General features: G+C 41.1%; 19 protein-coding genes. 12 read left to right on the top strand and 7 right to left on the bottom strand.

The features are described 5' to 3' along the window. Positions 1–57 precede the first annotated feature (57 nt). Positions 58–987 carry a hypothetical protein gene (locus tag F986_RS09825; RefSeq protein WP_004694535.1) on the top strand — a complete coding sequence of 310 codons (930 nt, stop codon included), beginning with the start codon at positions 58–60 and terminating at the stop codon, positions 985–987. Between the two features lie 290 nt (positions 988–1,277). Here the strand turns inward: F986_RS09825 and metG are convergent, their stop codons facing one another. Continuing rightward, a complete protein-coding gene (metG, locus tag F986_RS09820) occupies positions 1,278–3,338 on the bottom strand; it encodes a methionine--tRNA ligase (protein WP_004694532.1) in 2,061 nt (686 codons plus the stop codon). Between the two features lie 350 nt (positions 3,339–3,688). Between metG and F986_RS09815 the strand changes: the two genes are divergently transcribed. Both F986_RS09815 and F986_RS09810 read left to right on the top strand, forming a co-directional pair. After that, complete coding sequence (locus F986_RS09815) at positions 3,689–4,489, top strand: hypothetical protein (RefSeq protein WP_004694530.1); 801 nt, start codon at positions 3,689–3,691, stop codon at positions 4,487–4,489. A gap of 149 nt (positions 4,490–4,638) precedes the next feature. Beyond that, positions 4,639–5,103 (top strand): hypothetical protein, encoded by a 465-nt coding sequence (locus tag F986_RS09810; RefSeq protein WP_004694528.1) that lies wholly within the window; start codon positions 4,639–4,641, stop codon positions 5,101–5,103. 44 nt (positions 5,104–5,147) lie between these two features. Here the strand turns inward: F986_RS09810 and F986_RS09805 are convergent, their stop codons facing one another. Further along, entirely contained in the window at positions 5,148–5,477 is a 330-nt protein-coding gene (locus F986_RS09805; RefSeq protein WP_004694526.1) for a hypothetical protein, read from the bottom strand. A gap of 316 nt (positions 5,478–5,793) precedes the next feature. Between F986_RS09805 and apbC the strand changes: the two genes are divergently transcribed. Next, positions 5,794–7,071: an iron-sulfur cluster carrier protein ApbC gene (apbC, locus tag F986_RS09800; protein WP_004694524.1), complete on the top strand. Its 1,278-nt coding sequence runs from the start codon at positions 5,794–5,796 to the stop codon at positions 7,069–7,071. A 52-nt stretch (positions 7,072–7,123) separates the two neighbouring features. Here apbC and F986_RS09795 read toward each other — a convergent pair whose 3' ends face one another. Genes F986_RS09795 through F986_RS09785 form a run of 3 tightly spaced genes read right to left on the bottom strand, consistent with a single transcriptional unit; the run spans position 7,124 to position 10,613 of the window. Then, positions 7,124–9,136 carry a TRAP transporter permease gene (locus tag F986_RS09795; RefSeq protein ID WP_004694521.1) on the bottom strand — a complete coding sequence of 671 codons (2,013 nt, stop codon included), beginning with the start codon at positions 9,134–9,136 and terminating at the stop codon, positions 7,124–7,126. Then, positions 9,133–9,606, bottom strand: coding sequence for a DUF1850 domain-containing protein (locus tag F986_RS09790; RefSeq protein WP_004694520.1), 474 nt, complete (start codon positions 9,604–9,606; stop codon positions 9,133–9,135). The genes F986_RS09795 and F986_RS09790 overlap by 4 nt, the downstream gene beginning before the upstream one ends. Further along, positions 9,603–10,613 (bottom strand): TAXI family TRAP transporter solute-binding subunit, encoded by a 1,011-nt coding sequence (locus F986_RS09785; protein WP_004694518.1) that lies wholly within the window; start codon positions 10,611–10,613, stop codon positions 9,603–9,605. Before F986_RS09785 ends, F986_RS09790 begins: the two co-directional genes overlap by 4 nt. A 361-nt stretch (positions 10,614–10,974) precedes the next feature. On the opposite strand from F986_RS09785, the gene F986_RS09780 reads away from it, so the two are divergent. The 8 genes from F986_RS09780 to F986_RS09745 all read left to right on the top strand — a co-directional run bounded on the left by F986_RS09780 (position 10,975) and on the right by F986_RS09745 (position 19,369). Beyond that, the gene (locus tag F986_RS09780; protein WP_004694517.1) at positions 10,975–11,568 is read left to right on the top strand and encodes a LysE family translocator; all 594 of its coding nucleotides are present in this window, start codon (positions 10,975–10,977) and stop codon (positions 11,566–11,568) included. A gap of 113 nt (positions 11,569–11,681) precedes the next feature. After that, positions 11,682–12,251, top strand: a complete 570-nt coding sequence (gene dcd / locus F986_RS09775; RefSeq protein WP_004694514.1) for a dCTP deaminase — start codon at positions 11,682–11,684, stop codon at positions 12,249–12,251. A gap of 237 nt (positions 12,252–12,488) precedes the next feature. Continuing rightward, the gene (locus F986_RS09770) at positions 12,489–13,931 is read left to right on the top strand and encodes a hypothetical protein (RefSeq protein ID WP_004694511.1); all 1,443 of its coding nucleotides are present in this window, start codon (positions 12,489–12,491) and stop codon (positions 13,929–13,931) included. Between the two features lie 9 nt (positions 13,932–13,940). After that, the gene (locus F986_RS09765) at positions 13,941–14,624 is read left to right on the top strand and encodes a hypothetical protein (protein ID WP_004694509.1); all 684 of its coding nucleotides are present in this window, start codon (positions 13,941–13,943) and stop codon (positions 14,622–14,624) included. Positions 14,625–14,650: 26 nt separating this feature from the next. Further along, on the top strand, positions 14,651–15,196 hold the full coding sequence (locus F986_RS09760) for a DUF6160 family protein (RefSeq protein ID WP_004694507.1): 546 nt from the start codon (positions 14,651–14,653) through the stop codon (positions 15,194–15,196). Positions 15,197–15,208: 12 nt separating this feature from the next. Continuing rightward, entirely contained in the window at positions 15,209–16,234 is a 1,026-nt protein-coding gene (locus F986_RS09755) for an IS30-like element ISAba125 family transposase (RefSeq protein ID WP_005100823.1), read from the top strand. Next, positions 16,227–18,026 carry a hypothetical protein gene (locus tag F986_RS09750; RefSeq protein WP_004694506.1) on the top strand — a complete coding sequence of 600 codons (1,800 nt, stop codon included), beginning with the start codon at positions 16,227–16,229 and terminating at the stop codon, positions 18,024–18,026. The genes F986_RS09755 and F986_RS09750 overlap by 8 nt, the downstream gene beginning before the upstream one ends. Positions 18,027–18,049: 23 nt before the next feature. Continuing rightward, on the top strand, positions 18,050–19,369 hold the full coding sequence (locus F986_RS09745; protein ID WP_004694504.1) for a hypothetical protein: 1,320 nt from the start codon (positions 18,050–18,052) through the stop codon (positions 19,367–19,369). A 58-nt stretch (positions 19,370–19,427) separates the two neighbouring features. On the opposite strand, the gene F986_RS09740 is transcribed toward F986_RS09745, so the two are convergent. Both F986_RS09740 and F986_RS09735 read right to left on the bottom strand, forming a co-directional pair. After that, entirely contained in the window at positions 19,428–21,146 is a 1,719-nt protein-coding gene (locus F986_RS09740; RefSeq protein WP_004694502.1) for a proline--tRNA ligase, read from the bottom strand. A 95-nt stretch (positions 21,147–21,241) separates the two neighbouring features. Further along, positions 21,242–24,346 (bottom strand): efflux RND transporter permease subunit, encoded by a 3,105-nt coding sequence (locus tag F986_RS09735; RefSeq protein WP_004694498.1) that lies wholly within the window; start codon positions 24,344–24,346, stop codon positions 21,242–21,244. Positions 24,347–24,350 lie beyond the last annotated feature (4 nt).

Genomic DNA, 24,350 nt, shown 5'->3' with positions numbered 1-24,350 from the left:
ATAAGCTTGGTATAGTGACTAGATGAACGTTATAAAAATTAAAATGGTAACTTTTGAATGACGATACTACAAAATGCAATTGACTCAATTCAGCTTGGAATAGAAGACTATGAGTTAATTAAAGAAAATCCGAAAAGATTAATTTCCTGTACAAGAAATCTATTTTCAGGGATTTTGTTACTTTTTAAATATTATCTATACACAGTTAACCCAGATTTAATTTATATACCTTTAAAATCAAAAGAAAAGGGAAGGAAAAAAACATTAGACTTTAAGCAGCTCAAGGATAAATTAGATGAAAGTCAAGTTTTGATAGAATGGGGTGAGTTAGAAAAAATTCAAAAAATTAGAAATGATATTGAGCATAAATATAGCGATGAAAATCCTTTGATAATTTTAGGCTTAGTAGCAGTAAGCTTTAATGTAATAAATGATTTTGTTCGAAAATATTTACAACGAGATCCTATAGAAATTTTTGGTGAAGAAATTTGGTCGATCTTAATAGAAGTAGATCGGGTGTATCAGATTGAAAGGAACCAGTGTATTAATGATTTAGATTCAAATACATACTATAACTTTAAGATTTTAGAGCTTATCAAACAGTCTAATTATTCAGAATGTGGATTTGATGTCATTAAACCTCTGAAGAACAATACTAATTCCCATCAAATTGAATATAGATGTTTATCTTGCTTTAAAGAAACTGATTATCACGAATTGATTGTCTCCGCTATAGAGCAAGAAGTTGACTATCAACAGAGAAGAGATTCAATGTTTGGAGACTCATTAAACGAAGTATTTTGCACATGTCCATCATGTTGGACGAATGCCTACTCGATAGAAAGTTGTTTTTGTTTTTCATGTCAATATCAGGCAAAACAGATTTGTGATGTATGTGAGTCTAGCTTAACTGGAGATGAAATTAGTTTTCAAAGTAAGTTCTGTAGCGCTTGTCGAAATAGATATGAAAAAGTAATGGCAGAATAGTTTGTTTATTTAATTACCTTTACCTTTGAATGAGCAAAAGTAACAAAACCCCTTTGTTCACTAGAGGGCACATCCATGTGCCCCCTAGTGAACGGGCGACATCCATGTCGCTGGTCATTTGATTAGATAATGGTTTTCTCATCTTTTTTATTAAAAGAGAGCGTGTAATTAAATTATTCCCTAATGAAAGTTCCTTCTCCCTGAGGGAGAAAGCTAGGATGAGGGGGGAGAAACAGCAAATAATAAAAAAGCCCCTACAACGTAGAGGCTTTTCTTTTAATGATTAAACCTTAAGATACTTTATCACCAGCTTTAGCACCAGATTCAGGTGAAATCACCCAGACACCTTCGCCATTACCCGCAGCGAGTACCATACCGTTTGAAATACCAAAACGCATTTTACGTGGTGCAAGATTAGCCACCATCACCACCAATTTACCTTTAAGATCTTCTGGTTGGTAAAACTCACGAATACCACTGAATACATTACGCGGTTCAGCTTCACCCACGTTTAAAGTCAATTGAAGTAATTTGTCCGAACCCTCTACCGTTGCAGCTTCTAAAACTTCAGCGACACGGAGGTCAACTTTCATAAAGTCTTCAATACCAATCACTTCTGCTTCACCAACTTTAGGTTCAACTTTCGCAGGTGCAGTTTTTTTCTCTTTCTTTTTCTCAACTTTTACAGGTTCAGCCGCAGCCGCTAAAGAGTCTTTAGAAGCATCGACCATTGCCGCAACGGCTTTCGGGTCTACACGTTGTATTAAAGGTTGGAACAATGCAATTTCATGATCAACCAATGCTGTTTGAGCAGAAGCAAAGTCAAAGCGGTCTAGTTTTAAGAACTCTTGCACTCGAGCCGCTAAGGTTGGAAGTACAGGCGCAAGGTACACAGCCAATTGATGGAACAGGTTAATTCCCACCGAACATACATCATGTACTTGCTGTTCTTCGCCCTCAACTTTTGCTAAAGCCCAAGGTTTTTTCTCATCAATATATTGGTTGGCTTTATCTGCAAGCGCCATAATTTCACGAATCGCAGCAGAGAACTCACGTGCTTCATAGGCTTTCGCAATTGAATCGCCTGCATCAATAAAGCTTTGTAGCAATTCAGGCTCTGCACAAGTTGCACTTAACTTATTATCAAATTTAGTATTGATAAATTTTGCACAGCGACTGGCAATGTTGACCACTTTACCAACCAAATCTGAGTTTACTTTCTGAACGAAATCATCCAAGTTCAGATCAGAGTCTTCAACTTTATCAGACAGTTTAGACGCGAAGTAGTAACGTAAATATTCAGGGTTTAAGTGTTCTAAATACGTTTCAGCCTTGATGAATGTCCCGCGAGACTTCGACATCTTCTGACCGTTCACCGTCAAGAAACCATTGACGAATAAACCTGATGGCGTACGGTAGTTTGCACCTTCAAGCATTGCAGGCCAGAACAGCGCATGGAAGTAAACGATGTCTTTACCAATGAAGTGATAGACTTCTTTGTCAGAGTCTTTCTTCCAAAAGTCGTCAAAGCTTAAATCAGGACGTTTAGCTTTGATATAGTTTTCAAAACTCGACATATAACCAATCGGTGCGTCTACCCAAACGTAGAAATATTTATTTGGTGCATCTGGAATTTCAAAACCGAAATACGGCGCATCACGTGAAATATCCCAGTCCGATAAACCCGCTTCAAACCATTCATCCAGTTTGTTGGCAATCGAAACAGGTAAGCGACCTTGGTCACGTGTCCATTTTTGCAAATATTCTGAGAAATTCGGCAGTTTAAAGAAGTAATGATCTGAAGATTTTTCTACAGGCGTCGCACCACTTAAAGTTGATTTTGGGTTTAAAAGCTCAGTCGCATTGTATGTTGTACCGCAGACTTCACACGCGTCGCCATATTGATCTTCCGATTTACATTTCGGGCACGTGCCTTTAATGAAACGATCCGATAAGAACATGCCTTTTTCAGGGTCAAAAAGCTGGTTGACAGGACGGATGGCAATATTGCCTGCTTCACGGTTTTTCACATAAATTTCAGAAGCACGAGAGCGGTTTTCATCACTATGGGTTGAATCATAATGATCGAAATGCACGCCAAAACCGTCAAAATCACGGATGTGTTCTTTTTGCACATTGGCGATTTGGTCTTCAGGTGAAATACCATTGGCTTCGGCACGTAGCATGATAGCTGTACCGTGAGCATCATCCGCACATACATAAGTCACATCGTGTCCCATTGCACGCATGGCACGAACCCAAATATCTGCTTGGATATAACCGAGTAAGTGTCCCATATGGATGGGGCCATTGGCGTATGGTAGGGCGTTAGTGACTAAAATATTACGCACGGATATGACTCTCTCATTCGTATTTTATATAAGGTCAACGATTTTACCTTAGATAGCCGCGACTTGCACAAGTGAATCGGTGAAAAGTTTTCAAATGAGACTAAAGCCCATATGAATTGATCGCTAGATTGAGCATCAATCGCTAATTTGAGCCAGATACTGAAAAAATCATGGGAAATGCATGGTCTAAAACGGCATAAAGCAGCTTGTTCATCTTTTAATGAAAGATTGAAGGGATTGTTCAAAATTCAAATGATGGAACTTAAAACTAATGCGTATTTTCTCTATATTCATGCGCTATTAACAGCGATAATACTTAGATTCAGCCCGTTTTTAAGAGTATGCCGTCTATGATCGATGATGATTTTGATTTCGACCAACCCGTGACCCGAATTCCGCAAAATCCACAAGCGACTAAACTACTGGGCAATCGACTTTTACAACAAGCTGAACAATATCTTGCTTCAATGGGTAGTCGACCACATGCACAATTGGTCGAGTCGCTCCGTCAGCTCGAGTCTGAAGATCCGTACTTTGCGGTAATGGCGGATCAACTTGAGTATGAAAGTGATGATCCAATCGCCAATGACGTGCTCAATCTGTTGTATTTCTGGCAAATAGCCCATGAAAAAGAAGCGGATATGACTAAGTTTCAATTGCCCGATTTAATTCAAACGGACTATTTCCAAACGACTTTGTTTGACGCTTACGACGCGATGGATTTGGGGGCATTCCAAGCTCAGCGCCGCAGCGTGATTGAAGAAACTTTAAAACTATATCAACAGCAGTGTTATGCAGGTTGTATTACGGTTCTTTATGGTCAAATTGAAGGGATTTTGACCGATGCGTTGATTGAGCATGGGTATTTACAGCAAAATCAAACCAAGTTTGTCGATGTCTATAAAATCGTACCAGGTTTGAAAGGCCATGAGGTCAAAAGCCTATGGCATAAAGTTAAAATTGCCAGTGAAATCAACCCGTATTTCCTAAGCCTTGAAGCATTGAAAATGGATGCGAGTTCTAGTGTCACGGCCAGCCGTCATAATATGGTACATGGCGCAGACGTGACCCATTTCACTCAAGCACGCAGTTTCATTTTGTTTATTTGGCTGTTTGCAGTTATCAGCTTTATCAGTACTTTAAAGCGTTAGTCTCTTCCGTTGAGTGGTACAGGATGGTGTTTAAATTGATGCATCCTGTACAGCTATTGTTTCCAAATGATGCAAATGACGTCAGCACTTAAAAAGCAAGGTATAACTCTGAGTTAAGCAAAATTTTAAATACGAAAGAGGGCTGTGACATGACAAATGACAATAAACTCGATGATTTAAAAACCAAAGCGACTGAGTTGGGTGAAGACTTGAATTTGAAAGCTCAAGAGGCAAAACTCGAAGGCAAGAAAGTGCTGGAAGATGTCAAACATCAGGCTACTGAAGCCAAGCTTGATGCTGAAAAGCAGCTGACTGACTTAAAGCAGAACGCAGCAAAAAGTAAAGCCGAAGGCGATGCAGCTTTTGAGCAAAAGTTGGAGTCTGCACAAGCCAAAGCTGAGCACGCGAAACAAGTCGCGCAGGAAAAATTGGATCATTTTAAAGTTGAAGCAGGGCATAAACTGGATGAGGCGAAACTTAAAGCCACTGAGTTAAAGCATGAGGCCGAAATTAAACTGGAAGAATTTAAGGTGCAAGCCACTGAAAAGTTTGATGAGTTGAAAAAGAAAGCCACAGAAACACTGCAAAAGTTTAAAAAAGACGACCAAGCTTAATCCGTCTGAAACGGCGAATGTCGATTTTTCCGAATTTGCGAATACTATGGCGTAGACTGTGTACTGAGTGCAGGGTCTGCGTCTAAATTAAACCACATGATGCTCTGAATTTGATTGTTCACGGTGCGAATGGTGTAACGATAGTTTGCAATTTCATATACATATACAGTCTCAAGTGGGCTATTCGGCGCACTGCTGATTGGGGTAGAGGACATAGAAATTGGCGATAAATCGATTTTTTTCTGCATGTCTTGAACTTGATCACCGATAGTCACCGTTTGACCCGCAGGGGTTTTAAATGAATTGGTTGATGTATCTGCAAAACTAAAGCTAGATATGGTGCAAGCCAAAACAACCACGGCCCAAAGTTTCATTTTTTTCTCCCCAAATCGCGTCAAGATAGAACAATAGAATATAGATATTTTGCTATGCAATAACATCACCTTAAATGGGGAGATTAGATTGTACTTACAATTCTTTACGTTCAAATTTGATGTAATTCACTGATTTTATTTTTTCAGTTAGCTTAAACGACTAAGCTTTGTTCTGTGATATTCAGCGTATAAAACCAACTAAAAAGCTAGGAATACTAAATTTCATGGCATAATCCATAAATACTGAACTTAACCTAAGTTCGTTTTGTGGTTAAACTATAGCATTCAGCTGAATACTCGAATTTGGAGTACATATATGTCGTGGCTTTCTTCTCTTAAATCAGTTTTTTCTCCTGCGCAGGAGGTAAAGGAAGAAGAAATCCAAACAGTACTGCAAAACTATATTTTGCCCAATTCAAACTATGCGTTGAAAGACCGCATTACTCAAGTGAATGTGCAGGGCAATATTCTGCAAATTACCATCAATACTTTTCCTGCCGAAGCCGATGATTTACAAAAGATTCATGATGATTTGGCGGTTGCATTTGAAGCATGCGGTATCAAAGAATTAAACATGCATGTGATTCAACAAAAAACGGGACATAAAGAAAAGTCAGGTGGCTGTGGACATCAGCATGCTGAAGGTGAGAGCTGTTCAAGCCAAGCAAAAGAGGCTGCACCGAAAAGCAATTTACCCCCAGTGGTTGATGCTTCAGGCTCAGCACCCAAAGCAGTTGCACAACCCGTTGAAACTGATACAAACAATCCACCCATTCAAAAAGCAGCGCCACAACAACGTGATGTGCCGAAGCATCCGCGTATTCAAAATGTGATTTTGGTGTCCTCGGGTAAGGGGGGCGTGGGCAAATCCACTACCACGGTAAACCTTGCACTTGCTTTGCAAAAGCTAGGCTTAAAAGTTGGTGTCTTAGATGCGGACATTTACGGTCCAAGTATTCCGACCATGTTGGGCAATGCGGGCAAAACGCCGATGATTGAAGCGGAAAATTTTGTACCCTTAGATGCCTATGGTTTGGCAGTGTTATCGATTGGGCATTTAACAGGTGATCACAATACTCCTGTGGCTTGGCGTGGGCCGAAAGCGACAGGTGCGTTGATGCAACTGTTCAATCAAACCTTATGGCCTGACTTAGATGTATTGATGATTGATATGCCACCGGGCACAGGTGATATTCAGTTGACGCTTGCGCAGCGTATTCCTGTGACAGGTGCGGTGATTGTCACCACACCGCAAAATGTGGCACTTATGGATGCGACTAAAGGCATTGAGTTATTTAACCGCGTACATATTCCAGTTATGGGTGTTGTGGAAAATATGTCGACCCATATTTGCTCAAATTGTGGATTTGAAGAGCAAATTTTTGGTACGGGCGGCGGTGATAAACTGTCTGAGCAATATGCTATTCCGCTGTTGGGACGTTTACCTTTAAATGTACAAATCCGTGAAAATGCGGATGCGGGCAAGCCTTCTGTTTTAGTGGAAGACAGTGCAGCAGACAGCTATATGCAGATTGCTGAAAAAATTGCAGCCGCACTGCCTCAGGCTGAAAAAGATCAGACTCGTATTTTCTAAATGAGCCATAAAAAAGCCCAACACATTAAGTTGGGCTTTTTTTGTTTCTTTTTTAGGAGAGTGAATAGGACTGATTTTGTTTTTTGGCTTGCATAAGATTAATGCTGATCGCAATCACCACCATCACAATCCCGATAATATCAGTCACAGTTTCAGGGATAATCATACATAAAGCACCTGCACCTAAGAAAATTCGCCAGAACCAGTTCAAACCAACTTTAAAGTAACCTTCAACTGCTGCACCCAGCGCCAAAATACCGACTACTGAGGTAAAGACAATACTCACAATAGTTGTCCATGCAGGAAAGGCAAACTCACGTGCATTGACTGCGACGTTGGCCGTATCAATCATCAGCATGGCAGGGTTATAGACGAACAGGAACGGGACAATGAAACCAGCCAAAGAGAGTTTCAAGGCTTGGAAACCTGTGCGCATTGGGTCGCCCCCTGCGATTCCCGCACCTGCAAAGGCGGCTAAGGCGACAGGTGGCGTAATATTGGCAAACAGACCAAAGTAGAACACAAACATATGCGCCACCAGTGTGGGAATATCAAAGTTTGCCAAAGCGGGTGCAGCCATGGTCGCGGTAATGATATAGGCTGGAATCGAAGGAAGTCCCATGCCTAAAATCATCGATGCAATCATGGTAAAGAACAGCGTTAGAAATAGGCTGCCTGCACCGATGCTCATAATCGAGGAGGTCATGACAGAGCCAAAGCTGGTCAGGCTCACTACACCAATAATAATCCCCACCACAGCACAGGCTGCCATGACTGAAAGGGATTGTTTTGCACCATCGGCGAGCGCTTCTAATATTTCTTTGAAGCCCATACGGGTCGATTTGCGGAAACTCGCCACAATCACAGTTAAGACAATGGTGTAGACCGCGGCATAACTGACAGGAATGGATTGAAAGAGGAAAAACACCAAGGCCACGATTGGAATAAGTAAGTGCCCTCGCTCTTTTAGGACATCTTTAACCCGTGGTAAATCCGCTTTCGGTACGCCTTTTAAATTGTCTTTACCAGCACGGAAATGAACCTGCGCCATCACACCTAAATAGTAGAGCAAAGCTGGAAGGGTGGCTGCAAGGGCAATGGTGCCATAACTGACACCCGTGGTTTCAGCCATAATGAAGGCACTGGCTCCCATCACCGGGGGTAAAATTTGTCCACCTACAGAGGCACTGGCTTCAACAGCACCTGCAAAATTTTTGTGGTAGCCAATTTTTTTCATCAGGGGAATGGTAAATGAACCAGTACCTACGACATTGGCCACTGCTGTGCCATTAATGCTGCCCATAAATCCACTGGAAATGACGGCAACTTTTGCAGGACCACCTTGTTTATGTCCCGCAAGTGCCATCGCAAGATCATTAAACAGTTTTCCCATGCCTGATTTCGCCAGAAAAGCACCAAACAAAATAAACAGGAAAATAAAAGTGACTGAAGCACCGATTGCGGAAGAATAAAGTCCTTCGGTTTTTAAATACATTTGCCCGAAAATATCACTAATACTATATGGACGTGTCAATAAACGATCAGGGACCCAGTCATAGTGGCTAAAAAACGGATAAGACAGAAAGACTAAACCTAAAATAGGCAGCATCCATCCCATGACCCGCCGAGCACCTTCAACCACCAGCACCACGGCTAAAATGGCAAAAACAATATCTAAAGTGTTTGGAATACCCCCACGCGTAGTCATAATGGCTTGATATTCTTTCCAAAGGTACAAAAAGGTTGCTAAAGAGGCTAAGGCAAGTAACCAATCCAGCCAAGGGATGCTTTGTCGTGAACTGGACTGACGCGCAGGATAAAGTAGAAAGATCAAAACCAAGCCAATAGCGACATGGGCGGAACGTTGAATCAGTTCGGGTAGTGGATTAAAGGTAATAAATAAATGAAATAAGGAATAGAAAATAGCAATAGCCGCTATGAACCATGCCACAGATTTGTTGCTTGGGGAACGAGTCACTGACTCACGATCAAATTTTTCTAAAATGGCTTGTTGTTGTTGCTCATCTAATTGTTCAGGGGCAACTTTTTCTTCATTTTGAGTCATCGGCATTCTCCGATCTGCCATGCTTTCCACAAGGGCTGTTGTTGTGCTGTAATTTGCACCAAGGTGTAATCTGGATATTGTTGAAAAATAGGCCAGACGCGCTGGTGAATGATGATACTGCCTTGCATATTCTTGGAAATGATCCAGTTGATTTGATCAATGCGCCGATTAACTTTCATTCTGACCATACCGTCTTTTTGAAAGATGATGGGATAGTCATTCGGTGTGCCTGCACCGAAAGAAATCAGGTCGGTGTAGCGCAATATAAAGTGTTGTTGCTCTCGTTGATAGTTTTCAACCCAACGAGTTTTTTCAACTGAATGTTTCCATTGCAAACTAAATTGTGCTGTTGAAATTCGGCACTGCATTTGAGCAACAGTTACTTCGCTATAGCGAACAGGCAAGAACAACAGCCCGCATAAACCGAGTAGAAAAAGTGCAGTAAACACTGCACTTTTTTTCAGCTTCATTTTTTCGCTGCGAGTTCGTCGTAATAACGCTTAGCCCCAGGGTGTAGCGGAGCAACCACGCCTTTTTGAGCCGTTTCCAGATTAATTTCTGTCGCTGCCTGATGTGAGTTGGCCAATTGTCCTAAACTATCAAAGAAAGTTTTGGTCAGTTTATAGACATCATCTTCAGAAAGGTCGGAACGGACCACTAAAGCATTCATAATGGCCGCAGTTGGAATATCTTCTGCATTGCCATAAGTGCCTTTCGGAATATTCAGAGATAGGAAATAGGTTTGGTTTTTGGCGATTTGTTTCACTTTCTCAGGATCGATCCCGACCAGTTGTAAATCGAAACCTTGTTGCAGTTCCATCAAGGATGAGTTGGGGATACCACTGGTTAAGAATGCAGCATCAATTTTTCCACCCTTTAAAGCATCCGCGGCTTCAGCATAGCCTAGATAGTCGACCTTCACGTCATTGTAAGTAATACCAAAACCATTTAAGAGGGTGCGCGCATTAACTTCAACCCCTGAGTTTTGGGCACCGACAGCAATACGCTTACCTTTTAAGTCTTCAAGCTTTTTAATGCCTGATTTTTTTGATGCCACAATTTGTACATAGTTGGGATAGAGTGCCGCCACTTGTTGGACATTATCAATTTTCCCACTGGCAAAACTGCCAGTGCCATTCAGTGCTTCGGTTAAGCTGTCACTCATGACAAAAGCCATTTCGACTTTTTTCTGTTTGAGTAAGTTAAGATTTTCTACCGATGCGCCTGTGGTTTGGGTTTTTGAATTTACACCGTAGGTTTTATTATAAATTTCAGCCAAACTGGTGCCAATCACGTTATATGGCCCAGATGCACCACCTGTCGCTATATTGACAAATTTACTTTGGAGTTTGTCGGATGCTTGTGCACTGGCTTCGGTTTGAGCATCGGCTGAAGTTGCGGTTTTATTGTCACTTGAGCATGCTCCTAGACCTGCAAGTGCAATTGAAAGTAGCGTGAGTTGAGTCCATTTTTTCATATACTTTTCCTCGTTTTATTATCTTCAAAGCCATTCACTTGGCTCTTTTATCCTTGACTTAGCGTGATCAGATTGATGAATAAAAATACGCATGTTTTAAAAAGTAACTGATTAAAAATCATTTGAATAGTTTTTTTTCATTAGGCATGTCTATTTGATTTATAAAATCATTGATTTGAAAAAAGAATAAAGCATGTGGCGTCATTTTTATGAATGCTAGATTGGGTAAGGGTCTTATACGTTATTTATGTTAAGTATTGAATGAAAATTAAAAAAACTGTTATCACGGTTCACTAAATTTGATTGCTTTCAGCATGGCAAGTCATTACGCTTATAGTTATATATATGTGGGTCTGTGAATATGGTCACTTGGTTTTTTATTGGTTTAGTGATAACCATTCTTCTAACTCCAGGACCAACCAATACCCTACTTGCCTCTTCGGGCATTCAAGTCGGTATTCGTAAATCTTTGCGTCTCATTCCAGCAGAAGCTTTTGGCTATCTCATTTCAATCACCGCATGGGGCTTCCTTATTGGAAAAGTGTCCGTACACTTGCCTTTATTGCCGACTATTTTAAAACTGTTCAGCGCAAGCTATATCATTTATTTGGCCATCAAATTATGGCGTACAGCCGATGCTGAAGTGAGTTTTAATCAACCGACTATTCGGGCGCGTGAACTGTTTTTGGCAACGTTATTGAACCCTAAAGCATTATTGTTTGCTTCAGCCATTTTCCCAACCATTGCGTGGACAAAACTGGATTATTATCTGTCACATATGTCGCTGTTTTTGGTTTTGATTGTTCCAATTGCTTTCTTTTGGACTTTTATCGGGTCAATTTTAGCGAGCAATAAAATTCGTTGGCTGAACCAATCTAACCTGCAAAAAACAGCATCGCTGGTTTTGATGAGTTTTTCGATTCCGCTGAGCTATTCTGCGATTTTAAGTTTTTAATTTAGTAATTAAAGACAGAAAATTTGCGAACTTAAACGCGCTTATTTTCATTGAAAGCGATTTCAGTTAAAGTACAACGCAATTATTGAAATTAAGCTTTTTGGAAAGAATAAATGGCTATTAAGTCCGATCGTTGGATTCGCGAAATGAGCGAAAAACACGGCATGATCGAACCGTATGCAGAAAACCAAGTTCGTTTAGATGAAAATGGTCAAAAACTCATTTCTTATGGCGTGTCGAGCTATGGTTATGACGTTCGTTGTGCACGTGAGTTTAAAGTTTTTACCAATGTTCACTCGGCAATTGTAGATCCAAAAAACTTTGATGATAAAAGTTTTATCGACATTGAAGCTGATGTTTGTATTATTCCGCCGAACTCATTTGCTTTAGCACGTACCGTTGAGTATTTCCGTATTCCGCGTAATGTGTTGACTGTGTGTTTGGGTAAATCGACCTATGCACGTTGCGGTATTATCGTAAACGTCACACCACTTGAGCCTGAGTGGGAAGGTCATGTTACTTTAGAGTTCTCGAACACAACGAATCTACCTGCGCGTATTTACGCCGGTGAGGGTGTTGCACAAATGTTGTTCTTCGAATCTGACGAAGTGTGTGAAACATCGTATAAAGACCGTGGTGGTAAGTACCAAGGTCAAACAGGTGTGACTTTACCGAAGACCTAAGTTATTGATATTTAAGAAAGCGGATCATTGATCCGCTTTTTTTATGTCAATTCATTCATCGGAAAATAAATATTATCGGACAGTTGGTTTTGCATTTGTGCTGAGTTTCAGCATAATCAATTGTGAATTAGAGTGCTTTGGTTGACGCAAATAAAAATTATAGTGCGCAGAGTAGAATGCCAAGCAAAGGATGCAGTACATAAAGATGCGGAGCATCGAATAATAAGGATGGTCGAGATGACGAATCGTATATATCCCGCAGGATTGAAAAAATCCTGTTTAGCTAGTCTTGTCGGACTCATGCTTGCGCAGTCTACATTTGCCCTTGAATCACTTTCCGATGAATATCTAGCGGATACTACGGGTGAAGGCATTGCTTTACTTCCTGAAAACTTCAAGATGGTGTTTCAAGGGGCTAATGATCTCTCCACGGCTTCTAGTTATAACCGTGGCGTGGCCAATCCACAGCAATACGACACGGGCTTTATTCGCATTATTCCTGTGGGTGAGAACTACTCCAAATATACCAATGCTGATGATCTGACCACGAAACGAACCAAAGCGGACATCTTTATTTATGGTTTGGCACTTTCACGGTCTGATAATAATGCCAATAGTCGTTTCAGCAATCAGGGCTTCACATGGGGAAGCGATGTTAACCCTTGGTTATTTCGCGCTGGTACAGCCACGGGGATTAAACAGTTTCATCAGTCGAATGCAAGTTCAGATGTAAGTTTTCTGGGGCTTGAAGCGCCTTTAGCGACCGTTCTCGCCAGTGACGCAGATAATAATATTAAATTAGGTCTATGGTGGGATGCTTTTTCACGAAGTTGGAACTCCCAAAATAAAGTGGACCCTATCACTGGTGCACCAACAACAACCAACGCGGCAGCAGATCCTGATTTAAGTTTAAATCAAAGAATACGTTTACAAGCGGTTGCCAACGGATTGAGTTTAAATGGTTCACAGGTTCGTATGTTTCAAACTCAAGCATCTACCTTAGACCAGCAAAATAAAACCTTTGGGATGGCAGCCTTACTTCGGATCAATACCAATGATGATCCATCTGGATTGGTCTATGCCAACGATGACGCAAATAAAGCGCTATTGAATGCTAAAGTCCTTCGACTGAGCACAGCTGCGACCAACGACGGTACGGCAGTCACACCCGCATTAGATCGTTCATTGGCTCCAATCTTTGATGCGAGCGAGGGGCTTTATTTATACAGCCCAAATATTAATTTGGTCTTGGGCAATATGTATCAGCCTTTTGTTGTAGGTTCAGAAGGACGCAATATTATTCTTGAAGTCACGCGTATTCCGAATGTGCCTGAGATTTATAAGCAGATTTATACCTACTACCCAGATGTACAGGGTGGAAACAATGCTGACTATAAAGGATCAACCTGTAATGTGGCCTATTGTGGTTCGAATTTTGTTCAAACGGGGACAGGGAGTACCGCGATTCAGTACCAAGGGAATAACGCAACACATAGCAGTATTTCGATTGGTAGCGTGACACGAGATCCGACCACCAATACGCTCAAAGCCAATACGGCGACACAATCTACTGGTGTGGTATTCCGCGGGACTGGAACAGCAGTTCCTGTAAATCTCGGTTCGGTTGCTATAGATGGTGTATTGATCCAACACTTAAAAATTAAGACCACAGGGCTATAGGATACTGACATGATGAAAAAATTATGTGTAACCATGTTGATGTCTGTATCCATGTTGTCTCAAGCGGGTTTGGTAGATTTGGATAATACGGAGCTGGTCGGCGTGACTGGGCAGGGCGGTGCAGATCTGAGCTTAACGCTATCGATCAACCACCAATATGCCAATGATATGAGTTTAAATACGATCTCTAGGACCAATGGTGTAGATGCAAATGGGCGAGCTATTGTCACTGAAGCCTATTATCAAATGCGCGCAAATCAAGATTGCGCTTTATTAGAACTGTGTCGTATCGCCATTTCCCCAAATAATCATAAGGAAAATGGGCAACGAAAATGGCTGGTGTTTAAGCAGTTTCAAGGCACCATGCAAATTGATAAATTTTCGCTGGAAGGCACCACAATTCTGAATAAAGAAGGTAAGCCACAAACTGCGATGCTGTTAAAATTTTTCGATGATAAACCCCTCAAAATTCGTAACTTGGGTTTTGCTAGCCTTTCAGTTGAAAGTGGTGAAAATGGATATTTCAATACCTCAACGTATAACAGTTATGGTACGAGTAAAACTGTACCCACTTTTGATAAAGGTCAAGAACAAGGTTTTATGGGCTTAAATGTTCACGGAAACTTACATCTGGATGGAAATCTAAAAATCTTTAGCTATAACTGCTCGGGCACTGCGGGTAGCCGCTGTTAGACACATAGTTTCAAAAGGATATTGAGATGCATAAAATAATAAAACTAAACCTTCTGACACTGTGTATCTGTGCAGCGAATCAAAGTTATGCATTACAAGCTTTGAATGATCAGATTTTAAGTGATGTAACGGGTCAAGATGGTATTTCAATTACCCATGAAGCTTCAAAAGTTGACATTAAACAATTGAATTGGGTCGATCCAGCGGAAGTCGGAAAAACACCGATTAAACTGGGTTTACATAATATTGACGTTAAAACGGCGACTGGTTATAACAACATTAAAACCAAACTCGATTTTGATGTGGGAACAACACAATTAGCCAATGGTACGCAAGGGGTTGGCATTCAGCTCTCTGCCAGTGTGTCACCTTTTACCGCAACGGCTGCCCAAATCATGCTGATGTGTTCACCAAATTGTGCAACGGGTGAAACGGATCAAAATTTAGGAAGTTTTAAGCTTTCGACTATTTCACCTTTTGAAGTGTACTTGGCAACGACGAATGGGCTGTTTAACCGCGACTCAAAGGTGGGCAGAGTAAAACTTGAAGTGCGACATAAACCACCTAATTAATTTAAAGGGTTTATGGAGTATATAAAATTGTCATACCATCATCTTAACTTTGAAGATCGTACTGCATTAATGCTTGAGTCAAGAAAAGAAGGCTTTTCAGCCAGAAAATTTGCTGAACTCATTAAAAGACATCCTAGTACGATCTATCGTGAGCTTAAAAGAAATAGCATCAATGACGTTTATCAAGCTCAATATGCTTCTGATAACACCTTCGCTAGACGTAGACGTGGTCACAGAAAACTCAAAATCGATTCAATCCTCTGGAAATTTATTGTTGAAGCGATCCGTTGTTTATGGTCTCCTCAGCAAATAGCAAAACGTTTAAAGACATTTCCTGATTTGGATCAAACAATGAATGTAAGCCATACAACGATTTATTCAACGATACGAGCATTACCAAAGGGTGAGTTGAAAAAAGACTTATTATCCTGTCTGCGTCATGAAAATAAAAAGCGAAAAGCTAACGGTGAACCTAAAAAAGATTCTATATTACAGGATATTAAAACTATTCATGAGCGCCCAGCCGAAGTTCAAGAAAGAAAAATACCGGGTCATTGGGAAGCTGATTTAATTAAAGGTAAAGACAATAAAAGTTCGATAGCAACACTTATTGAACGAAATACACGGCTCTGTATCTTGGCAACATTACCTGATGCAAAGGCAGAATCAGTGCGCAAGGCTTTAACTGAAGCTCTGAAATATTTACCTGCAGAACTGCGTAAAACGTTGACCTATGACCGTGGACGCGAGATGGCAGAACATAAAATACTTGAAGAAGATTTAGGCATAGATGTATATTTCTGTGACCCACATTCACCCTGGCAAAAAGGCACATGCGAAAATATGAATGGTTTAATTAGGCAATATTTACCTAAAGGGATTGATTTAAATCAGGCAGATCAGCATTATTTAAATCAAGTTGCCATGTCACTGAATACTCGTCCTAGAAAAGCGTTAGATTGGCTTACACCATTAGAGAAATTTGCTCAGCTTGTTGATTATCATAAGACTTTTCAAACTGTCGCACCTCATGTTTGAATTCGCCGTGCATTTAGATTTTAAATTGCAGAATGCTAGTATTAGTTATGGACAGAATAATCAAGATTTAACCCTAAAAGATTTCAATTTCAATTTATCTGCTGATGGATATCTTTATATCGATGAAACGGAAGGTGTGGTTCTCACTTCAAAGGGCAGTGTTGGCGATAATATTGTTGTTTTAGGTCGAGTGGAAGATAAAACTGATGTACATGACAGCCGTGTAGGCAATGCCACAAATCCCGGGTTAAACGTCGATTTACGTTATGGCTCAGTAAACTCGACTCACCGGAACTTAATTCGGATAGGGGCATCGGGTGCATTAACCAATGGCAAGATCGCGTTGAATGCTGACCAAACTGGTGTTGCTAAGTTTAATACGGTCAACCGTGTTAACGGTAATGTTCAAGAAAATGAGGTGGTTGCATCTGCAGGTTATGGTTTTAAGAATGCGGGCGGCTTACATTTAAATGTATCGGCTGACTTTACCCGTGCAGGGAATAGTTTGCTTGGTGCTAGCACACCAACAACGTTTGAATTAGGACACACTGGTACAGGTAGTTACGCCATCGAGTTTTCAAATTTATCACCGCTCAATGTACGTACTTCTACTGACCCCAATTCAGCAATAAACAGTCAAAATGCTTATATTGATTTTGGCCAGATTTATATCAATAACATTCGCACTAACTCAATGGGTTTTGTGGTCAATGACCAAATTAAGACGATATTGGGTGCACAAAACTATGAGTTAATTTATAACCCATCACCAACGGGCAATGCTTCAAATATGGCTTTTATTGCTGTACGTGGGCTCGATTTTCAAGCTATTGCACGTAAAGCCCGTTTTATTTCAGATAATTCGATTGCAGTAAACAATACTAACGAAGGAACATGGGGTTTAGGTATTCCAATTTATAACCTAAATGCCAATGCAGCATTTTTTGCCAAGAAATATACCAATACCGCTGGAACAGTGAAGGATGGGTTGGGCTATGACATCGCGGTATCAACTGATGGTTATGGTGAAGATAGTCAAGGCAACCCGAAAACAACGTCGATTATCGTCATTGATGGTGCGATGAGTAAGCATGGCGAAGAAGTTAACTACTATACAGGCTTACGCAATATTGATTCATATTTTAAAGCCAATGGTGTGATTGGTTTTAATGAAAATGAAATCTATATCAAAGCCGATAGTTTATTGTTTGCTGCGAATGCGGAAATCGCAATCGGGCAGCTTCCAGGTGCATTGTATAACTGCCCAGCAGAGGTAAACAGTTGTGCAAAAGAAGTCGTACCGATTAATAACTTTGCCAAAAAAGATGATGTTCTCGCATCGATTGCTTTTATGTTAGATGGTAAAGGTGAACTCTTTATTATTCCTGGGCTTGAGGCTGTAGGCGGGACACCACAAAGCAACTATTTGTCATTTAAATCCAATTTTGAGTTTAATACGTTGAGTAGCACAGACCTGAGTAATGAAAGTAAAAAAGGCAGTTTTATTAGTCTCAGTAATACCGATAGCAATGGGACAACAACAAAAACCTCAAGTTTTAACTTAAATAAAATGCAAGGTCACTTAGGTTTGAATGGAAAAATTCATATGCAAAAGGACTCAGTTGTCATCGACAATCAAGTGCAATTTAACCATAAGGCATTAGCAGGTGGACAAGGAACTGCCTTTAGAGCGGAGGTTGGATTGTCTCCAACAGGTACCATGCAGAAGGTTGCTGATATTGCTATTACGGGTGGAGCTATGCGTAGCACATTAGGAATTATGCCGCGCTAAAAAGAATGACAAGGAACAATAAAATGAATAAGTCTTTAATTTCAATTCTAATCACAGCGACTTTAGGTTTGAGTCAAAGTTATGCGATGACTGCTTTAAATGACGAGGAATTGGCAGAAGTCGAAGGCCAAGCTTTGATGAATTTAGAATATACCGCTGGATCAAATGGCACAGACTCGCTCGGGCAATCTTATACGCAATCAGATCTTGGTTTTTATAAGTTAGGTTTAAGTGCGGAAATAGAACTGAATGCCAATATTAAGAAGTTACAACTAGGTTGCGGTGGTAGTAATAATACGATAAAAGCTGGTTGTGATATTGATATTGATAATCTGAGTCTAAGTGGCTTACCTGAGGCAGGTAAAGAGAGACCTGAAACATCAGCGAAGCTAACCAACCCATTTATAGAGTTTGCTATTAAGAATCCTACGAGTGCTGCGACAAGAGAAGTAATGGGATTTCGTGTCAGCGCAGAAAAAATTGTGGGGTTACTTACAGCGGGAACAAATGATGGTACCCAAAATGGTATTAATACATTAAGCGGTTATATGAAAATTGCACCTGCAACGGGTTCCACAAAAACTCAAGAAACACCATTTACACAATCTTTAACAGGAAAAGTAAACATTGCAGGTTGTTTGAACTGCCCAAGAGAGTTTGTCACCAGTAATAGTACGATTAAGATTCCTTCTATGCCTGTGAATTTTACTACTAAAGAAGCTATCTTAAATGGGTCAAGATTAACCTCAGTAAATGTTAATGCTCTTGCAGATGTTCCCACAATTATTTTGACAGAAAATTCAGGTAATATGAAAGCTGTGGTGCCGGGAACAACTTGGGTAACAATTATCCCTTTATCTAATTTTACTATCAATGATATGCGTGTAAATATGCAAATTTCAGGTTTAAAAACAGATATTGCACTCAATCAGAGTTTGGGGTTAATCCATTCTTTACCGCTGAACAACCCTGTAAGCCTATCACTTCAAAAATCAAAACTTTTTTGGCCTAAAGAGCAAGCGGTAGCCGACCCCGGGTGGTGGTTGGCAGTAAATGATCCTGTACAGCTCGGAACATTGAATGCCAGTGAAAATTATGCAGTTGACATTAATCCAATTTTACCCGATGTTGCGACTTATTTAAGTGATTGGTTTGATGATCATCCACTCTATGTAGATTTTGGCTCTGCTGTAAGTGCATTATTTACATCAAAACTTGTAAGTAACGTGGGGGAGGTGAATTTAGGCTCATTGCCGGCATTGCCTTTACCGCTGAATAATATTCCATTAGGAGCCAGCCAAAATGTTATTTCCAATTGCTACGGTGGTTTAAAGTTCTGTTAAATATATGATTCCATAAAAAATCCCGCGATATACGCGGGATTTTTTATTCTAAAATGAATTATTTTGCAATTTTCGCCAACAACTCGTCTTTAGAAATGTTTACAGATTCAGCATCACGACGGCCTTTATATTCAAAAGTACCTGCATCCAAGCCTTTCTCACCAATCACAATACGGTGAGGAATACCTGTAAGCTCTAGGTCAGAGAATTTCACGCCTGGACGTTCGTTACGATCATCCAGTAAAACATCATAACCTGCTGCCGTAAGTTCAGCGTACAGTGCTTCAGCTGCTTCCAAAGTGCGTGGAGACTTATGTGCATTCATCGGCACAATGGCAACTTCAAACGGTGCAATTGCCATAGGCCAAATAATCCCTTTTTCGTCAAAGTTTTGCTCAATTGCAGAGGCAACTACACGTGTTACACCAATACCGTAACAACCCATGGTTACAGTAAATGGCTTACCATCTTCACCTAAAACTTTACAACCCAAAGCTTCTGAATACTTTTGACCGAGTTGGAAAATATGCCCCACTTCGATACCACGTTTAATTTGCAGCGTACCTTTACCGTCTGGAGACGGATCACCCTCAACCACATTACGTAAGTCATAAACTTCGGTGAACTGTGCATCACGTTCCCAGTTTAGACCAGTCACGTGCTTATCAACCTCATTTGCACCAGCAACAAAGTCAGACAGTACTGATGCAGCACGGTCGACAATGACCGTTAAGCCTTTTTCAACTAAGCCTTGTGGTCCACAAAAACCAGCGGTTAAACCCAGTGCAACAAGTTGTTCTTCTGTTGCAAAAGTTAATGGTGATGCGATACGTGGATGTTTCTCCGCTTTAATTTCATTCAGCTCATGATCGCCACGTAAGAACAATGCCACTACCGGTGTTGTTTGGCCTTCTTCGGCTGCAATACCTTGTACTAACAAGGCTTTTACAGAGTGTGCAGGATCAGATTTTAAGAAGTTAGAGACGTCTGCAATGGTTTTTTGATTTGGTGTATCGACAACTTCTAATGCTTTGGTTGGCGCTGCACGTTCACCGACTAAAATAGCCTCAGCCATTTCAATATTTGCCGCATAGTCAGATTCAGTCGAGAAGGCGATATCATCTTCACCACTTGATGCTAATACGTGGAATTCATGTGAGCCTGAACCACCAATTGAACCTGTATCTGCTTGTACTGGACGGAAATCTAAACCTAAACGGCTAAAGATTTTGCAGTACGCACCATACATGATGTCATAGGTTTCTTGCAGTGATTCTTGGTTTGCGTGGAAAGAATAAGCATCTTTCATGATAAATTCACGTGAACGCATTACACCAAAACGTGGACGAATTTCATCACGGAATTTGGTTTGTACTTGATAGAAGTTTGCAGGCAATTGTTTATAGCTTTTGAGTTCATTGCGCGCAAGATCGGTTATGACTTCTTCGTGGGTAGGACCAAGCACGAAAGGGTTGCCGTGACGGTCTTTGAAACGAAGCAGTTCCGGGCCGTATTGGACATATCGACCAGATTCTTCCCATAAAGATGCTGGTTGAGTTACGGGCATCAGGACTTCGAGTGAACCCGCATTGTTCATTTCTTCATGAACGATCGCTGCAACTTTATTTAATACGCGAACGCCCATCGGCAGCCAAGTATATAAACCTGAAGCCAATTTACGAATCATCCCAGCACGTAGCATTAGTTGATGTGAAATCACTTCTGCGTCATTTGGGGTTTCTCTTAACGTTGCAAATAAAAAGCGACTCGCGCGCATGGAAACTGTCCTAAAATTTTAAACTTTGAAAGTCAAAGATTATACGATAAAAAATGAGGAGGCATGTCGACACCACCTCAGAAAAATGTTGATTATTATGACATGATTTTACGTACTTGACGCAGCATAAAGTTCTTAAAGTCATCTAAATAGGTGAAGATCACAGGAACCACCACCAAGGTTAGTAGTGTCGATGTAATGACACCGCCGATCACTGCATGTGCCATCGGTGCACTTTGTTCACCACCTTCACCTAGCCCTAAAGCCAGAGGCACCATGCCCATCACCATAGCACTAGTAGTCATCAAAATAGGGCGTAGACGTGTTTTACCCGCATTAATAATCGCTTGATAACGATCAACGCCGTGATCCATGGCTTTTTTAATGAAATCGATCAATAGAATTGCATTCTTGGTCACCAGCCCCATCAACATGATAATACCGATAATAGAAAACAAGTTCATAGTGGAGTTAAATAAGAAGAGCGCTAAAAATACCCCTATCAATGATAGTGGCAGGGAAGCCATAATCGCCGCAGGGTGAATAAAACTATTAAACTGAGAACCTAGCACAATATAAATAAACACAATGGATAAGGTGATTGCGGTCATGGCATAACCTGCAGATTCAGCCATGTCTTTGTTTGAACCTTGTGTGTCAAAGCTATAACCTGCAGGAAGGTCAAAGTTGTCTTCAATTTTTTTAATATCGATGCCAATATCGCCTGCAGGACGACCTGCGGTGTTGGCTTCGACTAAGACCTCCCTTGCTAGATCACGACGATTAATCTGCGATGCCCCCAGACTTTGCTCTAAATGCGCAACACTAGAAAGGGGAATCAATAAAGCTTGACCATTGGCATCCGTTTTTTGCGATGTGAGGTAAAGGTTTTGTACATCACTAGGTAAGCTACGCGCATTTTCAGTTAAGCGCAGGTTAACGTCATAGGTTTCGCCTTTGTCATCTTGCCATGTGGTGACATCATCCCCTGCAATCAGTGGGCGAATGACATTGGCAATTTGGTTGACCGATAGCCCTAAATCACTGGCTAAGACCCTATCAATATGTACGCCTAAAGTCGGTTTAGGGGCTTTAAGTGAGCTTTCTAAGTCGACAATGCCTTTGACTTGCGCAATTTCTGCCATAAAGCGGTCTGATATCTTCTGGAGTTCGGCTAAGTCTGGACCTTTGATGGAAATCATCACGGGTTTTTGTCCGCCCGATACCGTTTCATCTGCGGAGGCAATTGAGGTCACGGTAATGCCACCCACTTGTTGTAGGCGTTGACGGAACTCATTGTTTAAGTCGGTTAAGCTTTTCTTGCGTTCTGTACGTGGTGTAACGGTTACGCGAATACTGACATGGTTTTTACCACGATCCGTAACACCATTAATCACGGCATAGGTTGCTCGAACGTCAGGGTGCTGCTGAATAATTTTATCGACTTGCAGCAGTTTGGCTTGTGAATATTCCAAAGAGGCGTCGACAGGTGTTTCGAACTTAATCCGAATCTCACCTTTATCTGGAACAGGGACAAACTCTGTTCCAATCAGTTTAGATAAGCCTAATGCACCGAACAGTGAAGCCACAGCAATCATGAGGGTGATGAGTCGGAAGCGTAGAGCAAGCTTGAGTAATTTCTCATAGCCATGGCTGAGATTATCTAGTTTGCCAGAAATCCAATTAAAGAAACGTTTGACTCGATTGGGTGGTTTATGTGGATTATGCTTTTCAGCCCAATGTGCAGATAGCATTGGATCTAAAGTAAAGCTGACAAACATGGAGATCAGCACAGCAGTACTGACGGTTACGCCAAACTGATAGAAAAAGCGCCCGATAATACCGCCCATAAATGCCACAGGTAAGAACACCGCAACAATGGTTAAGGTGGTGGCTAAAACAGCGAGTCCAATTTCTTTGGTGCCATCAAGGGCTGCTGTGACAGGGTCTTTGCCCATGTCTGAATGTCGCACAATATTTTCACGGACTACAATCGCATCATCAATCAGTAGACCAATACTGAGTGATAGTGCCAGTAAGGTCATCATATTGATGCTAAAGCCAAAGATCCAAATAAACGTCAGAGTGCCAAGGAGGGCAATCGGCAAGGTCATGCCTGTAATGGCAGTGGAACGGAATGAGCCTAAAAACAGCAAGACAATCAAAACGGCAAGTGCTGCACCTTCAATAATGGTACGTGCAACATCGGTGATGCTGTTACGAATGCCTTTGGATGAATCTACCACGACTTTTGCTGTGGTGCCTTCAGGCAACTGTTTTTCGATATCTGCTAAGGTCTCATAAGCACCGTCGACCACGTCAATCACATTTGAATCGGAACTGCGTAAAATATCAATCGCAACCGCGGTTTTACCATCTAAATAGGCACTTGACTCAAGTTCTGCTTGGCTGTCTGAAATGCTTGCAACTTGGCGCAAATAAATCGGTACACCATTTTTATTGGCAATCACCAAATCGCCGAAGGCTAAAGGATGAATCACTTTAGACTTGATCTCGACCACAAGTTCACTGTTACCATGTTTCAAGGTTCCACCCGGAACCTCGACATTTTCAGCTTTTAGCGTGTTGATGATCTGATCAATACCAATCCCAAAACTTTGTAATTTGTGGGCTTCAATCTGTATGCGAATTTGTCGCTTGGCATCACCCAACAAGTTGACTGTCCCGACACCAGAAACGGTTCTAAACTGTGGAACGATGCGCTGGTCCAAATAAGAACTGAGCGCTTTCAGTGACATGTTTTGTGATTCAAATACAATTGACATCACGGCATTGGCAGAAGGATCGTAACGTTCAACAATTGGGTCTTGAATTTCGTCTCGAAACTCAGCGGTGACCGGTGCAATTTTATCGCGGACATCTTGTGCGGCTATAGCGGAAGAAACATCGAGATCAAATTCAGCAATAATGGTCGATAAGCCTTCGCTAGACTGAGAAATGACCTGTTTTAAACCTGAAATGGTATTGATTTGGTCTTCCATTTTCTTGGTAATTTCAGACTCAACCGTTTCAGGCGATGCTCCTGGATAGGTGGTATAAACCACGACGAAGGGGAAATCGACATCAGGAAACTCTTCAACACCCATTCTTTGCCAAGAGGCTAAGCCTAAAACCATCAGACAAAACATCATCATGATGGTAAAAACAGGATATTTCACACTAATACGGGTTAACCACATAGCA

It is taken from the genome of Acinetobacter johnsonii CIP 64.6 (assembly GCF_000368045.1).
GTDB lineage: Bacteria > Pseudomonadota > Gammaproteobacteria > Pseudomonadales > Moraxellaceae > Acinetobacter > Acinetobacter johnsonii.
Note: the sequence above shows the minus strand (reverse complement) of the source record. Positions and strands in the feature narration are given on the sequence as shown.